A 15083-nucleotide genomic window follows, 5' to 3' on the forward strand; every position below is an offset into this window, starting at 1 on the left:
AAACTGTTAACAAACCAAATTTATTGTTATTATGATAAATTACTCCGCTGAAATAAATTAACAGTTTTGTAGCAGAATAGCTTTTAGGTATAATATACCTTTATGTTTATATTGTGTTTTATATATGTACTGCTGTTGCTTCCAGCATCAGGTAATGTAGGTCTGTATTTTTTACAAATGGTTTTAAGAGTTCGCTGCCAGGTCCGTACATCGCAAGTTCTACATAATCTCCGGAGTGATCCATACTGATCCAGCCCACAGAATTATGTTTTTTCTGAATTTCTGAATAGGCTTTGAAAGGCATTTTTTTGTAATTGTATATACCTTCTTCCTGTTTCTCCGCACCTGTATAAAAACTGAGCAAATGTTTGGCTTCTTCGTCGGTAAGACTAAATTTGTTGGTTTCAAAAATCCAGTCTTTCATCTGCTGCAGATTAAAGTTTTCATGGATATTATTTAGGATATACTCATTCGTATATTTATAATTGGCTATCGTATTGAAGCTTCTAGTTGCTTCAGCCCCATATATGGTTCCCGGATTGGCATTTCCGTGATCAGTAGTTATAATAACCAGTGTATTACCATCTTTTTCAGCAAAATCCATTACAGCTTTTACAGCTTCCTCAAAAGCTAACTGATCGTGAATAAGTGCTGCAACATCATTAGCATGGGCTGCCCAGTCTACTTTTCCGCCTTCCACCTGTAATACAAAACCTTCCTTGTTATCTTTAATCTGATCAATTGCGGCTTTAGTCATTTCTGAAAGGGTAGGAGTGCTTTGGAGTCCGGGGATATTATTTCTGTCAATGGTATAGGGAAGAGCACCCGTACTGAAAACACCCAGTAATTTTTTTCCTCTTTCTGTTTTTTGTAAATCTGAACGATTTTTCAGAATCTGGTAATCTTTCTTTTGGTATAGGCTGTAAATATCTTTTTTATCTTCTCTTTTTGCAGCGTTGAAAAACTCGTCGCCACCACCCATCATGACGTCAAATCCCTCCTGTGCATATTTTTCCGCAATCTCCGGTTCTGCATTTCTTTTTTCTGAGTTAATGCAGAACCCGGCTGGTGTTGCATGTGTGATTGTCACAGTGGTTACACAAGCTGTTTTCTTGCCTGCTTTTTTGAATTTCTGCCATATAGGAGTATGTATTTCTCCATTAGCACCTATATTCAAAACGCCGTTTTTTACCCGTTTTCCACCGCCAAAAGCTGAGCTGGCTGCCGCAGAATCGGTTACGATAGAACTCGCAGAAGCCGTATCCATAAGCGCGCGGCTTACTTTGTTTTCCAGATAAAGCCCAATCCAGTAGCTGTTTTTTCCAAGTGTGTTCAGGGAATACTGATTTGCCATAGCCAAAGTTCCGGAGCTCATTCCGTCACTAATCATAAAAATTATATTCTTAGCTGTTTTTTTGCTTCCGGAAGCCGGTTTGCTACTACCTGCTATTAGTCCGGCGGGATTTATGGTAAGAAATCCTGAAAGTAATGCTGTTCCTTTTAAAAACCTGCGTCTGTCCATTTTATAACCATTTAATGGACTGCAATATAGGTGTTAATTTTAATTAATGCAATAATGTTGCGTTAATTATTTGTAAACGAATATTAATTTTGTGCTTAATACTTTCTGTTGGGATTTGGTAAAAGGAAAACTTCAGATATAAAAGAACCCGGCTGATAAATAAGCCGGGTTAAAAGATTATCTTTTTGGATTAACCATTCCTATGTTAATATAGTACTTTCAGACTTTCTGCAGAAAAATCAGAAAGTTCCTCTGTATTTCCGTTTTTAATTTTTTGAACCCATTGGTAGTCGCTCAATATAGCTCTTCCGACAGCAACAAGATCAAAATCCTGTCTGTCTAATCTTCTTAGTAATTCAGAAAGGTCAGTCTTCTCAGTTCCTTCACCAGCGAAAGCTGAAAGAAAGTCACCTTTCAATCCTACAGATCCTACTGTAATAGTTGGCTGGCCAGTGATTTTTTTAGCCCATCCGGCAAAATTGAGATCCGAACCTTCAAATTCAGGCTCCCAGAAACGACGCTGAGAACAGTGGAAGATATCTACTCCGGCTTCTTTTAATGGTAAAAGCCATTCCTCCATTTCCGCAGGTGTTGTTGCTAATCTGGCTTTGTAATCCTGTTGTTTCCACTGAGAAAGACGTATGATAATAGTGAAATCTTCACCAACAGCTGCTCTTATTGCTTTTATCACTTCTACAGCAAAGCGGTTTCTTTCTTTTAGTGTTTTTCCGCCATATTCATCGGTTCTGGTATTTGTACCTTCCCAAAAGAACTGATCGATAAGGTATCCGTGTGCACCATGTATTTCCAGACAGTCAAATCCAAGGTCTTTTGCAGCTTTTGCAGAAGCAGCAAATTGTTTGATAGTATCTTCTATATCAGCAATACTCATTGTAGCTGCTGCCTCCATCGGAACTTCAGGATATTCTTTGATCATTCTTGTGTCACCTACATGCCATATCTGTGGTCCCATTTTACCACCTTCTGCATGCACCTGATCAATTACATTCTTCCATCCCTGTAAGGCTTCATTACCATAAAAATCAGGAATATTCAGTAAGTTTTTGGATGCAGGTCTGTTGATAACAGTACCTTCAGAAAGAATAAGTCCAACTTCTGAAGCTGCTCTTCTGGAATAGTAGCCTGCCATTTCCGGAGTAGGGATACCTGCAGCAGATTGTGCACGGGTCATAGGAGCCATTACGATTCTGTTTTTCAGATGAAGGTTTTTATAGATAAAAGGACTAAATAATGAGTCTGTATTCATTTTTTATAAGATTTTTATAAAGTTAATTTTACATTTGTTACACAAAGTAACTAATAATAATTCATTTTTGTATCTATTAAGTAAAAAAATGTGGTAACTTTGCTGTAACCAACATTAGTAACAAAGAGGTAACTTATGAAACAGAAACAAATGGCAGAGTGTGATTGTCCGCTTGTAAAGGCGATGTCGGCACTTGGAAGTAAATGGAAGCCTGTAATTGTAAGAGTTATAAAAGATCGTACGCTGCGTTTTGGAGAAATTGCGGCACGCATCCATGTGATATCCCGCAAGGTACTTACCGATCAGTTGAGAGAAATGGAAAAGGATGGATTGGTTACCAGAACCGAGTTTAAGGAATTACCACCAAGAGTGGAGTATACCTTAACCGAAAAAGGGCTGGCACTGCTGCCTATTTTATTTATGTTGGAAGATTGGGAAAAACAATATGAAACTAAAGAAATTTCGGAATTAGCAGATGTATAGTAATAAACCCGAAAAAGCAGGAAATCCTCTTTACAAAAACCGAATTTGCTAAGAAAACTATAAAAAGATGAGAAAGAAATAGGTACTATATTCTTAGTTATTTATTTCCGTTTCGGAGTAGTTCATTTCTGTAATTAATACCCCATTTTGACATCGTGTCGATAACATCATGAAGGCTTTTTCCAAAGTCTGTAAGTTCATAATCTACCGTCACAGGCATCGTATTGTTCTGGGTTCTTGTAACAAGGTTGTTCATTTCAAGTTCTTTCAATTCTTTTGAAAGCGTTTTGGCAGCTACTTTTTCCAGTTGTCTTTTAAGATCCATAAACCGCATTTTGCCAGCAAAGTATAAGTGGCTGATGATAATGGTTTTCCATTTTCCACCCAATAAATATACTGTATCTTCTACACCGCGTAGGTGCATTTTGCAGTCCGGTCCCAATTCTGTTCTTTGCTTTTTCATAGCTTAAAAATGAAATGACAAAATTAGCTGTTTCATCGTACAAAAATATACCCGGTTACTAAGTGGTAACTAATTACCGGGTACATCCTTATAATCTTAATTCAGTTTCTGATTCGTTTTTTGGACAAAATCATTCCATTGCTTATCCAGATAAAGAATGGATTCTTTCTTTTCTCTTTCGTTCAGAGAGGAGTAATTAATTGAATTATAAACTAATTTTTTTAATGCTTTCACATCTAATTCCCAGTATACAAAGGCAACCCAGAAATCATAACTAAGTCCTTCGTATCCATATACTCCTGGGTCATCACTGTTAATAGAGCATTGTACTCCGTTGCTTAACAAAACTCTTGCAGGATGATTTCTCATATCGCTGACATAACCTAAAATCTGATTACTGATCGGGCTTACCTCAACCAGTTTGTTTTGTTTTTTAATCAGTTCCAATGTTTTTGGGAAATAGATCAGGTTTAGGCCATGACCGATTCTTTTGTTATTGAGTAATGCAAGATCCAGAACATTTTTATTGAAAACAGAATTACTTTCACCGGCATGCAGGAAAAGTGGCATGTCTACGCCGTATTTTTTTGAAAGCTCATCTAATTTCATCCAGCTTTCACGGAAGGAGTAAATACTATTTCCGGCAGCCTCATCGGCAACAAGATCAAATCCCGAAATCATATCCTGAAATTCTTTCTTTAGCTGGAAAGCTGCTTCAAGCTGTTTGTCAACCCCTTTAGAATCCAAAAATTTAAAGCTAGAATAGATTAATTTCAGTGTAAACTGTGGAGCTGTCTTATGAATTTCTTTAAGAATGTCCTGTAGATCCATAATAGATGTGTTTAAAGGATATTTCCCATGCTGAAAATCATAAAGCTGATCAAAAATAAATCTGATCTCTACATGCTGTACATTATCTTTTATTAAATCCTGAAATCCTTTCAGATAATATGCTTTAAAGAAAGGACGATAAGATAGTAATGAGCCTGTACGTTTAAAACGTTTTTCGAATTCTATCCAGTAATCCGTATAGTTGCATAGCTGATCCCGTTTCAGTAACAGAAGTTCTAGTAACTGCTTTTCAAAACTTGGATCAGAGCTTAATTTTTCATCAAGGCTGACAAATCCTGCAGGGACATTGTCTTTTGAAAAGAAAGCCATCTGCCCGAAAATATATTGATCATTATCCTTCTGAACATAAACATAACCTTCTTTATATTTTCTCGCTGTTGCAATGATCCATTTTGCATCGGTAATCCCACCACTATGTGTATGCAAAAGCCCCCCTTTAGGCATAGACTGGAGAATATCAAATAATTTGCTGTTTTCAATCAGAGGTTTTAGCTGATTAAAAGAACTGTTATATAATGGTATATTTTGCTTTTCAGTTTCAGTAAGTAATTCTTTACGCAACTGGAATAGTTTTTTATCCAATGTCTTTTCTACATCAGATAATTTTAGATCGGCATCAAAGCTTAAAGCTTTATTCTCTTTGTCTAACAGGTCTATTTTCTGCTGATACGAAGATTCCTGAGCTATTATATGCTGACTCCCCATAAGAGGAAGGCCTGAGAATAAAATGTAAATAAGAGTTTTTTTCATCATAATATAGTGGATGCACGAGATTGTGCTTAAAATGATTTAATTATTATTTCCGGAATAAAAAATTGTGCAAATAACGGGATTTCATATTATTTATGAAAATCTGTTCTCTGAATGCAAAAAAAACGCCATGATCTCTGCTGACATTATATTTGTAAGAACAGTTAAATCAACAGAAGTATTTCCGGATAGATAATAGCAGGTAGTTACTTATTGGTAACTGGTTACTTTTGGGTAACAGGTGTATTAAAGCAGCTTTTGTCATGTAACTTTGCAGAATAAGAATGAGAATGAAAAATTTAAGATATAATATCTCATTATGCATCATTTAAGAAATAAAAAATAACAGAATTATGTCGTTACAAAAAACACTAAACTGGAGATCTGCTACAAAGGCTTATAACGGAAAAACTATAGAGATAGAAAAACTGGAACAAATTCTGGAGGCAATACGTCTGGCGCCTTCCAGTTCCGGTTTGCAGCCCTTTAAAGTTTTGGTTATTACAAACAAAGAGCTAAGAGAAAAGCTCCAACCGATTTCCCGTGATCAGGATCAGATTATAAGAGCATCTCATATATTGGTTTTTGCTGCCTGGGATGAATATACAACGGAAAGGGTAGATTCATTTTTTGAATTTAGCAATCAGGTACGGAATTTACCAGATTCTACTACAGACGAATACCGTCTGAATTTACTGGATATACTAGCTAAACAAACCAAAGATCAGCATTTTGTAAATGCTGCAAGACAAACTTATATCGCACTGGGATTCGGTCTTTTGGTGGCTGCAGATCTCAGAATTGATGCTACCCCAATAGAAGGTTTTGATAATAAGTCTGTTGATGAGCTTTTGGATCTTCCTGCTCAGGGACTAAAGAGTACTGTAATGATGGCTTTAGGATATAAAGATGAGAATACAGACTGGTGGAACAAGCTGGAAAAGGTAAGAAGGCCTAAAGAAGAATTGTTTGTGGAATTTAGCTAAACATAAGTTCTATACAAATGAATAAAAGAGGAGATTTATAGTCTTCTCTTTTTTTATTTTCCCGATAGGATGGCATAGGGGAGATGATGATGAGAAGTATGTCAGGCTTTCTAGTTCTGTTATAAAACCTAGATAGTACGGAAAATATCCTTAATTTTATAAAAGTTAACTGCTGGACTGTATCTTTTTACTTTTAACCATTAACAGTGCTCAGACTAATAACTATTCAAATTAAGTTTATGTTTGAATTTAAGGAACTATCTCTCGAATCATTATATAAAAGACTAGGACTGCACAGAGTTAGTCAGACGGATCAGGAAGAAATTAATTCCGAAAAGTATAAGTCATATATTAAGATTTTATACCTTCCGGCGGGCTATACGATAACAGTAGATTTTAAGAAGTACACAACAGACTCTTCCTCCATTTTTTTTATCAATAGCAACCAGCATTTCAGGATTGAAAAAGCCGGAGAGGAATCAGGACTGATGATCTATTACAACCGTGATTTTTACTGTGTTCAGATACACGATGCTGAGGTAGCTTGTGATGGTATTTTGTTTAATAATCTAAGCAATATACCTGTGATTGGTTTGTCAGCCACAGACAAAATAATGATTACTTATATCTTTAAGGCAATAGAAGAAGAATTCAAAGTAATAAAAGCCCAGAGAGAAGAGATGCTTAGGGTCTATTTGAAACAGATTATCATACTGTCTACAAGATTATGGAGTATGCAGCATCTGGACAAAGCACATGATGCAACAGACAATGATACAGCCTTCTTCCGACAGTTTAGTCTACTTGTAGAAAATCATTACAGACAAAAACATACTGTTGCAGACTATGCCGAACTAATGGGTATTGCTCCTAAAACACTCACACACAGACTTCGGAAAATGAATATGGCACAACCTAATGAGGTAATTAAGGATCGTATTATTCTTGAAGCTAAAAGACTACTAATCTATACAGAGATGAGTGCAAAGCAAATTGCTTACGCATTGGGCTATGAAGATCCAGCCTATTTTAACAGGTTATTTTCCTCAAAAGTAGGTGACAATACATCTAATTTCAGGAAAAAATACAACGAGGGAAAAATGTACAATTAATATTGCTTTTTGTACCTTCTCAAAAAGTCTGTAGTGAAGTAGCTTTGCAATATCAATGAGTAATTAATTAGTCAATTTTATTTTTTAACCTTATTAAAAACAAATATTATGGCACAACCAAGGTCTTACAAAGGAGAAAACGATCCTCAGGTTTTTACTGAAGTACGTACATTTTTAGAAGCATTAAACACGGCAGATTCCAAACCTATGGAACTGCTAAGCCCTGAAGAGGCTCGTCAGGTTTTAGTAGGCGCCCAGAAATCTGTAGAAGTAGATTATTCGGGAATTGAAGAAACTGAACGTGTGATCGAGCAGAACGGATATAAAGTAAATATACATATCACCAAACCTAAAAACAGCAAACCTGGAGCACCGGTATTTATCTTTATCCATGGTGGTGGATGGGTGCTTGGAGATTATCCTACACACCGCAGGCTGGTAAGAGATCTTGTTATAGAAAGTGGAGCGGTAGCAGTATTCCCGGATTATACACCTTCTCCGGAAGCGCAATATCCGGTTGCTATTAATCAGATCTATGCTGCAACACAATGGGTGGCAGAGCATGGTGATGAAATAGGTGTTGATGGTAAAAATCTTGCAGTTGTAGGAAACAGCGTAGGAGGAAATATGACAGCTGTAATTTCTTTGATGGCAAAGAATAATAACGGACCACATATTAAATTGCAGGCATTACTTTGGCCTGTAACAGATTCCAATTTTGAAACGGATTCTTATAATGAGTTTGCTGAAGGAAGATTTCTTACCAAAAATATGATGAAATGGTTCTGGGACAACTATCTGCCAGATACGGAAAAACGTAAAGAAATATATGCTTCTCCTTTACAGGCTACATTGGAAGAATTGCAGGGATTGCCTCAGGCTTTAGTACAAACGGCTGAAAACGATGTGCTTCGTGATGAGGCGGAGGCTTATGCAAGAAAATTAAATGAAGCGGGAGTACCAGTGACATTGGCAAGATATGCTGGTTTAATTCATGATTATGGATTATTAAATCCACTAGCACATATACCAGCGGTACAAACAGCAATACTTCATGCTGCTGCTGTTATTAAAAATGCGCTTAGCAAGTAATATAACAGATTGAAAATAAATAAAAAGAGCCAGTTTAATTTTAAGCTGGCTCTTTTTATTTGTTAAATTTTGAAGTTATGGAAGCATTAAAATTTGTTTAAACTCCCGAGAATAAAAGAGAAATTGAAATGATATTATTTCTCTTTTACGTGATATAGATGTATATTTGCAAAAGCTTTATGAATGAAAAAAATGAGTTTAACAGACTGTTGGTTAATAGCCCTGATAAACTATTCTTATACAAATGATCACTGTGAATTTTTGAAGTTTCTAATAATACTATTTAATTCCGGAATCCTATTGATAAACCCAATTTCTTCTTAACCAAAGCAATAATTTGTAAAATAAACAATTAAAATATATGGATATTAAGACTGAACAACCTAAAGGATTCAGCCTCTCTTTTTTGAATTCCAAAACTACTTTTTGGTTATTATTACTAGGATTTTTAATCATAAGTGTCTTACTTCTTATTCAGACTTATAACCGGGCATTGAGAATCCCTGATGGTAATGACTTTACACTTTACCTTAATGCTTCCCGAAACTTTTTTGAACTAAAAAATCCATATATCATAGAGAGTGAATTCGATTTTCTCTATCCTCAGACATTGTGTATCTTACTTTATCCTTTGACTATTATTAATTATAAAGTAGCCATTCTTATTTGGTATTTATCTGGTATTATTGCTTTTTATATATCTTTTAATGAATGCTTTAAAATGACAGGCAGGAGTGGGGAAATAAATAAGTATTCACTTTTTTTTATTTCTTTTTTGGCCTTATTTGGTATTGTTCAGGATAATTTTTTAAATGGACAGGTCAATTTTATTGTGCTTTGCTTCTGTGTATTATTTTTTAAATACCTTAGAAAATCTCAATATATTCTCTCCGCTTTGTTTTTAGCGTTGGCTATTTCCATAAAAGTAACCCCTTTAATCTTTTTAGGATTCTTATTTTTTTATAAAGAAATAAAAATTACTGTTTTAACAGTATTATTCTCTGCTGTTTTAATGGTAGGAATCCCTGTACTTCTCACAAATTTAGATTTTGTGCTTTCAAATTATAAGCACTATTTAGATATTTTCATTTTGCACAGAACAACCAATTTCTCTGAGTCCAATCTCCATTCAGGTTATTCTTTAACAATGTTTTTGTCTAAATACTTTGGGAAATATGCTCTTATAGTATCTACAGCGCTCAGTTTGGTATATTTGTTTATAAAGCAACTGAGAGAGAAAGTCTTGAGTCCGTTAGTTTTTGCAGGGTATCTTTTGTGCATATTGCTTATTTCTCCAATGAGCGAGCAACATCATCTGATATTTATATTTCCGCTGTTACTCTTACTTTTAACAAGTAACATCAATCGTATTGTTAATCTTATTGTAGTTCTGCTCTTTATAGCATTCTCTTCTCTTAAAGTCGAAATCTTTATGAGCCTCCTTATATTATATACAGCACTCTTATTGCAAGGAAGTAAAGAAAGCTCTGATGCTTATAGCAGAATTGAAAATGCATATGGCTCTTAAGTATTTTTGGTCAAATTTTGATAAAATATCGTGATATTGTTTTAAAATAAATAAGTTCAAAAATCAGAGGATTTATCATTAATTTGCTGAATTATAAATAAAAGTGAAATTTAAAAATATGAAATATCAGATACTTAAAACAATTGTTGACGCTGAATTAAGGAGATTTGAAAATATTTCTGAAGAAGAATGGTCCTACAAAGCATCTCCGGAGAAATGGTCAAGAAAAGAAATTATAGGGCATCTCTGTGACAGTGCTTTTACAAATATCCGCAGGTTTGTAGTGACCCAGTATAAAGAAAATGAGAATACTGTATATGATCAGGATGCCTGGGTAAAAGCTCAGAATTATCAGAATATTCCTACAACGGAGGTTATCAATCTATGGAAAGCGCTTAACTATCAGATTGTTCACATTGTAGAAAATATGCCTGATGAAGCACTACAAAGAACCAGTGATACTTCGAAGACAACACCCGAGATACTAACCCTGGAGGTGCTTATTAAAGGGTATATAGATCATCTGCATCATCACTTAGAGACAATTTAAATTGTTAGAATGAAAAGATTATTATTTCTACTGGCTATTTTACACTTGTTTTTTTCCTGTAATGGGCAATATAAAGAGCAAAAAACCTTTTTTAAAAACGGTTCGGTTAAGGAAATATATTATTTGGATGAAAATGGACAATTGGCTGGCGAAGCAAACAAATATTTTGATAATGGAAAGTTGTCGACAGTAAGCAAATATAAGAACGGAAAGAAATTTGGCGAAAGCAAATGGTACTGGAAAAATGGAAAATTAAGAGGAAGTGTATCATTTAATGAAAATGAAAAAATGTCCGGAGAATGGAAAGAATACTACGAAAATGGACAATTGGAAAATATTGGAAATTATAAAAATGGAGAAAAGACTGGCCCGTGGAAGTATTATTTTGAAAATGGTCAATTATCGTCTTTAGGAGATATGAAAAATGGGAGCAGTATTGGTCAATGGAAATCATATCATAAAGATGGAGCAATAAGAGGACTCGCACTATATGATGAAAACGGAAGTGAAACAAGCGAATGGAAAGAATTCTACGAAAATGGGCAATTGGAAAGCATTGGTCGTTATGAAGAAGGAATGAAAAGTGGAGAGTGGAAATACTATTACCAAAATGGAAATTTGGAGCATTTAGAAATCTATAATAAATACAGACGACATAATGGTGAATGGAAATTTTATAATGAACAGGGTAGTCTTGTAAAAACAGAAATATATTCAGATGGAAAGGAAACGGGGGATTGGAAATTTTACGATGAAAAAGGTAAGTTAATTAAAACTGAAAAACATTAGGAAGCTTAATCATAAAAGATATATTAATTTGGCTCTTAATAAACTCAAGAAAAATGAAAAAATATACTACACTATCTCTTATATTAATGTTACTCAGTTTTCCTTTATTGGGACAGAACAAAAGCGACCTTGAAAAAAATAAGTTGTTTGGTAAAGTAAAAAATATCTTTTCATTTAAAGTGAGTTATGGTGATAAAAATGATACGATTTTTTTTAGTAAAGACTATTATAATGAAAATGGGATGAATTTGAAATATATTGATTTTTCAGAATATTCGAGAATTGACAGCATAATTAATACTTACAACAAGAAAAATCAGATTTTATCGAAAGTAGAATACAAAAGAATTTCTTCTCTAAGTTCAGACGACGTTGAAAACAGTATCGATACTTCAATCTATGAGTATAACAACAAATGCAATGAACCTACAAAAATTAAATCGTCAAATAGAAATTATCAAATCAGTTATATATTTGATGACAAGTGCAGAAGAGTATCTGAAACCGAAATTGGTAGAGGGAGAACTCAAATAACCAATATAACCTACGATTCAAAAGGAAGGATTATTAAACAAACATTTACTTACGAAGAAGAAAAACCTGACAAAGTTGAAACGTATAAATATGATGATGAAAAAAATACCTTAACTTATTTGGAATATAGTCCAAGGTATGATGTTTACAGAGAAAAAACGATAACTCAATTTTCCAGTACACAAAAAATCATCCAGAAAACATTTTTCAATATTCCAACTGCAGGCGGAAGCATAACGTTTAGTAAAGGAAGTAGAAGCGAACCTAATCAAATACATCTTATAAAAAAATATCAGTTTAATAATGATGACAAATTGATAACGGAAACCCATCTTGATGGCAGTAATAACGAACTTTTAAAAGTTGAAGTTTTCTATGATGATAAAAGAGAATTGAAAGAACAGAGGTTTTACAAGAATGGACATCTGGAGTACAGAGAAGAATACAAATACGTCGATGGTAAAAGACTGGAAGAAAAACAATTTTTACTTGATAAGAAAAAGCCCCAATATGTAAAAACTCGAAAATATAATACTAATGGTCAACTCTTAGAATTTATATTATTTGAGGAAAACAATAGGTATTCTAATAAGTATGTGTATGATCAGTTTAATAACAAAATAGAAAAGAAAGAGCTTAAAAACGATAAACTTCTGAATACTGAATTCACTAAAATTGAGTACTACGAATGAGAATAAAATTTTAGAGTATATAGAATTGAAAATAAGCTTGCAGAAAAAGATTATGCGTCGGGTTGAACATAAGTACTGATCTAGAAAATTACCACAAATAATGGCAGAAATAAGATGAGGTAAAATAGAAGGACAAAATTTCTGCGTTTTTATAGTGAAAATCTCGATCAGTATTGATGTATAGAAGTAAAGAAAAACCTGTTTTTAAGACAGGCTTTTTGTTTTCCTTAGGTCAGACGGTCTGGATTGCGTAAATTCATGAAAAGTATCGCTAAAGGTACTAATACTACTATAGCCGACTTCGTCTGCAATTTCATTAATAGACTTATGGGATTTTAGGATAAGCTCAATGGCTTTGACCATTCTCAATGTTTTCAGATATTGCAGAAAAGAGATATCCAAAGTAGATCTGAAGAGCCTTGACATAGACCTTTCGCTCATTCCGAAACGATCGCTTATACTTACCAAAGTATGTTTATCACCAATATTACGATCCAGATAAAGAAGTATTTTGTTCATCTGATAATCATCTGTCATAGGCAGGACAATAGGTAAAGCATATTGGCTGACTTTAGGAAGTATATTTTTTAATGAAACAAGGAATTCAAAATTGTGATCCTTTGCTTTCACATGTTTTTCATCCCAAATTTCGGTATACTTAATCATTTGAATTAAGAGTTCTGAAGCCGGATAAATTCCCAGTTTAGTATAAAAAGGATCGGTACTATCGTCATGTGCGTAGAAATAAAGAGAGCGCAAAACGGTAGCAGAGTGGCCAATGCGTAAAAGATGCTCCATTCCCTGTGGAATCCAGAAAAAATGACGGGCAGGAACAACATAAGTTTTGTTATCCGTTGTGATATAGGCAATTCCACCTTCTACATAGCTTAGCTGTCCTTTTGTATGTCTGTGAAATGGAATCAGTTTTTCAGATTTTTCATGCATGACAAAAACACTTCTGGAATGTTTGTCAATATCTGGTAATGCTGCAATTAGGCCCATAATTTATACCTGTAAAATCAAGAATACAAAGTTACAATTATATTGGCTGGAATCAGGTAAAAATTGACTATTTTGGATAAAAATAATATTCATATAGAAAATAGCTTTGCATTCTGATAATTCATAAGTTCTCAATGAAAATTTATTCTACCCTGGCCTTTATGCTGGGGACCCTTTTTCCGGCATTCGCCCAGACCCAGGTTCTTAAACATGACACACTTTATCTCTCCCTGAAGCAGACATGGCAGAAGGCAGAAGAAAACAGCCGCCCTATTCAGATGAGTAATCTGGAAACTGATATCTCAGCAGCCAGAGTAAAAGATGCTAAATTGGAGCGTCTCCCTGAGCTGAGTGTAAGAGGTTCGGTGGAGAAGGCTTCTAATATTCCGGTTTATGAAAATGGACTGTTCTCAAAACCAACACAACATGAAGTCATCCATACGCTTTACAGGGCCGGAGCCGATTTTTATTTTAATATTTATAATGGTAATAAGCTTAATCTTAAAATAAAACAGGAAAAAGTTCTGCAGAAGATTAAAAAGATCCGAAAAGATGAGAGTGTTTCCGACATTCATTACAAAGCAGCTTCACTGTATCTTGATCTCCAAAAAAGTTTGATGTTCCGGAAGCTTATAAAAGAGGATATCCATGATCAGAAATTACAGCTAAAAGAAATACAATCCCTTTATAAGAACGGGGTGATTTTAAAGAGCGATGTTCTTCGGACAGAACTCGATTTATCCAAAAGGGAAATGACGTTAATAACGATTGAAAACGATATATTAATTGCCACGCAGAAGCTTAATGTTATCATGGGAGTTCCTGATGAAACAATTATTGTTCCTGAAGATACGGATATAAAAGAGGAAAAGAATATCACCTATGATCAGTACCTGGAGCAGGCATTCAGATATTCGTTTGACTATCATATCTCCGGACAGCAGACAGAACTGAGCAAACTTCATCTGAAGGAAGTTAAGGCCAATGTCAGACCGCAAGTAGGTTTATATGGAGAGTTTTATTTTGCAAACCCACAGATTTTTCTTTATCCGTATAATCCCAACTGGTATTCGTTAGGAATTATCGGTTTGAAAGCTTCATTTTCTCTTTCTTCTCTTTATCACAATACTCAGAAAACAGAGGCCGCGAAGCTCGAGTTAGAAAAAGAAGAAATCGCACATAAAAATACTGAAGATAAAATCCGTCAGGATGTAAAAGAGGCTTATTTAAGATATACTGAAGCTCTGGAGCAGATAAAGCTGGCAGAAATTAATGTTTCTCAGGCAAAAGAAAATGCAAGGATTATTAAAAATACTTACTTCAGCCAAACCTCTCTTATTACTGATCTTTTAGATGCCAATATTCAGCTTCTTCAGACCCGGTTTGAACTCGAAAGTTCAAAAATTATAGCTCAGAACAAATATTACTTATTACAAAACGTTACAGGAACTTTATAATACA

General features: G+C 34.4%; 14 protein-coding genes. 9 read left to right on the plus strand and 5 right to left on the minus strand.

Features of this window, described 5'->3' with window-relative positions; translation table 11 throughout:
• Nucleotides 1-118: 118 nt before the first annotated feature.
• Both BAZ10_RS17755 and BAZ10_RS17760 read right to left on the minus strand, forming a co-directional pair.
• A complete protein-coding gene (locus BAZ10_RS17755) occupies nucleotides 119-1522 on the minus strand; it encodes an alkaline phosphatase (protein WP_078773175.1) in 1404 nt (467 codons plus the stop codon).
• 205 nt (nucleotides 1523-1727) lie between these two features.
• Nucleotides 1728-2789, minus strand: a complete 1062-nt coding sequence (locus BAZ10_RS17760; RefSeq protein ID WP_078773176.1) for an NADH:flavin oxidoreductase — start codon at nucleotides 2787-2789, stop codon at nucleotides 1728-1730.
• Between the two features lie 135 nt (nucleotides 2790-2924).
• Here BAZ10_RS17760 and BAZ10_RS17765 point away from each other — a divergent pair, with 135 nt between their 5' ends.
• Entirely contained in the window at nucleotides 2925-3272 is a 348-nt protein-coding gene (locus tag BAZ10_RS17765; RefSeq protein ID WP_078773177.1) for a winged helix-turn-helix transcriptional regulator, read from the plus strand.
• Nucleotides 3273-3369: 97 nt separating this feature from the next.
• Here BAZ10_RS17765 and BAZ10_RS17770 read toward each other — a convergent pair whose 3' ends face one another.
• Complete coding sequence (locus BAZ10_RS17770; protein WP_078773178.1) at nucleotides 3370-3735, minus strand: winged helix-turn-helix transcriptional regulator; 366 nt, start codon at nucleotides 3733-3735, stop codon at nucleotides 3370-3372.
• 96 nt (nucleotides 3736-3831) lie between these two features.
• On the minus strand, nucleotides 3832-5340 hold the full coding sequence (locus BAZ10_RS17775; RefSeq protein ID WP_078773179.1) for an amidohydrolase family protein: 1509 nt from the start codon (nucleotides 5338-5340) through the stop codon (nucleotides 3832-3834).
• 350 nt (nucleotides 5341-5690) lie between these two features.
• Between BAZ10_RS17775 and BAZ10_RS17780 the strand changes: the two genes are divergently transcribed.
• The 7 genes from BAZ10_RS17780 (at nucleotide 5691) to BAZ10_RS17810 (ending at nucleotide 12620) form a co-directional block, all read left to right on the plus strand.
• On the plus strand, nucleotides 5691-6323 hold the full coding sequence (locus BAZ10_RS17780) for an NAD(P)H-dependent oxidoreductase (protein WP_078773180.1): 633 nt from the start codon (nucleotides 5691-5693) through the stop codon (nucleotides 6321-6323).
• Between the two features lie 239 nt (nucleotides 6324-6562).
• Nucleotides 6563-7435 (plus strand): helix-turn-helix domain-containing protein, encoded by an 873-nt coding sequence (locus BAZ10_RS17785; RefSeq protein ID WP_078773181.1) that lies wholly within the window; start codon nucleotides 6563-6565, stop codon nucleotides 7433-7435.
• Nucleotides 7436-7543: 108 nt separating this feature from the next.
• Nucleotides 7544-8527, plus strand: coding sequence for an alpha/beta hydrolase (locus tag BAZ10_RS17790; RefSeq protein ID WP_078773182.1), 984 nt, complete (start codon nucleotides 7544-7546; stop codon nucleotides 8525-8527).
• Nucleotides 8528-8888: 361 nt separating this feature from the next.
• On the plus strand, nucleotides 8889-10055 hold the full coding sequence (locus BAZ10_RS17795; protein WP_078773183.1) for a glycosyltransferase family 87 protein: 1167 nt from the start codon (nucleotides 8889-8891) through the stop codon (nucleotides 10053-10055).
• 118 nt (nucleotides 10056-10173) lie between these two features.
• Complete coding sequence (locus BAZ10_RS17800; protein WP_078773184.1) at nucleotides 10174-10605, plus strand: DinB family protein; 432 nt, start codon at nucleotides 10174-10176, stop codon at nucleotides 10603-10605.
• A gap of 9 nt (nucleotides 10606-10614) precedes the next feature.
• Nucleotides 10615-11394 (plus strand): toxin-antitoxin system YwqK family antitoxin, encoded by a 780-nt coding sequence (locus BAZ10_RS17805; RefSeq protein WP_078773185.1) that lies wholly within the window; start codon nucleotides 10615-10617, stop codon nucleotides 11392-11394.
• Between the two features lie 53 nt (nucleotides 11395-11447).
• Complete coding sequence (locus BAZ10_RS17810) at nucleotides 11448-12620, plus strand: hypothetical protein (protein ID WP_078773186.1); 1173 nt, start codon at nucleotides 11448-11450, stop codon at nucleotides 12618-12620.
• 204 nt (nucleotides 12621-12824) lie between these two features.
• Here the strand turns inward: BAZ10_RS17810 and BAZ10_RS17815 are convergent, their stop codons facing one another.
• On the minus strand, nucleotides 12825-13622 hold the full coding sequence (locus BAZ10_RS17815) for an AraC family transcriptional regulator (RefSeq protein WP_078773187.1): 798 nt from the start codon (nucleotides 13620-13622) through the stop codon (nucleotides 12825-12827).
• 134 nt (nucleotides 13623-13756) lie between these two features.
• On the opposite strand from BAZ10_RS17815, the gene BAZ10_RS17820 reads away from it, so the two are divergent.
• Nucleotides 13757-15079 carry a TolC family protein gene (locus tag BAZ10_RS17820; RefSeq protein WP_078773188.1) on the plus strand — a complete coding sequence of 441 codons (1323 nt, stop codon included), beginning with the start codon at nucleotides 13757-13759 and terminating at the stop codon, nucleotides 15077-15079.
• The last annotated feature ends 4 nt before the right edge of the window (nucleotides 15080-15083 follow it).

Source organism: Elizabethkingia occulta (assembly GCF_002023715.1).
Lineage (GTDB): Bacteria > Bacteroidota > Bacteroidia > Flavobacteriales > Weeksellaceae > Elizabethkingia > Elizabethkingia occulta.

What these genes read in the sequence shown, in the direction of transcription:
- BAZ10_RS17780 (WP_078773180.1), top strand. Translation starts at nt 5,691, where the DNA reads ATGTCGTTACAAAAAACACTAAACTGGAGATCTGCTACAAAGGCTTAT.
- BAZ10_RS17820 (WP_078773188.1), top strand. Translation starts at nt 13,757, where the DNA reads ATGAAAATTTATTCTACCCTGGCCTTTATGCTGGGGACCCTTTTTCCG.
- BAZ10_RS17815 (WP_078773187.1), bottom strand. Translation starts at nt 13,622, where the DNA reads ATGGGCCTAATTGCAGCATTACCAGATATTGACAAACATTCCAGAAGT.
- BAZ10_RS17785 (WP_078773181.1), top strand. Translation starts at nt 6,563, where the DNA reads ATGTTTGAATTTAAGGAACTATCTCTCGAATCATTATATAAAAGACTA.
- BAZ10_RS17805 (WP_078773185.1), top strand. Translation starts at nt 10,615, where the DNA reads ATGAAAAGATTATTATTTCTACTGGCTATTTTACACTTGTTTTTTTCC.
- BAZ10_RS17770 (WP_078773178.1), bottom strand. Translation starts at nt 3,735, where the DNA reads ATGAAAAAGCAAAGAACAGAATTGGGACCGGACTGCAAAATGCACCTA.
- BAZ10_RS17755 (WP_078773175.1), bottom strand. Translation starts at nt 1,522, where the DNA reads ATGGACAGACGCAGGTTTTTAAAAGGAACAGCATTACTTTCAGGATTT.
- BAZ10_RS17760 (WP_078773176.1), bottom strand. Translation starts at nt 2,789, where the DNA reads ATGAATACAGACTCATTATTTAGTCCTTTTATCTATAAAAACCTTCAT.
- BAZ10_RS17810 (WP_078773186.1), top strand. Translation starts at nt 11,448, where the DNA reads ATGAAAAAATATACTACACTATCTCTTATATTAATGTTACTCAGTTTT.
- BAZ10_RS17790 (WP_078773182.1), top strand. Translation starts at nt 7,544, where the DNA reads ATGGCACAACCAAGGTCTTACAAAGGAGAAAACGATCCTCAGGTTTTT.
- BAZ10_RS17775 (WP_078773179.1), bottom strand. Translation starts at nt 5,340, where the DNA reads ATGATGAAAAAAACTCTTATTTACATTTTATTCTCAGGCCTTCCTCTT.
- BAZ10_RS17795 (WP_078773183.1), top strand. Translation starts at nt 8,889, where the DNA reads ATGGATATTAAGACTGAACAACCTAAAGGATTCAGCCTCTCTTTTTTG.
- BAZ10_RS17800 (WP_078773184.1), top strand. Translation starts at nt 10,174, where the DNA reads ATGAAATATCAGATACTTAAAACAATTGTTGACGCTGAATTAAGGAGA.
- BAZ10_RS17765 (WP_078773177.1), top strand. Translation starts at nt 2,925, where the DNA reads ATGAAACAGAAACAAATGGCAGAGTGTGATTGTCCGCTTGTAAAGGCG.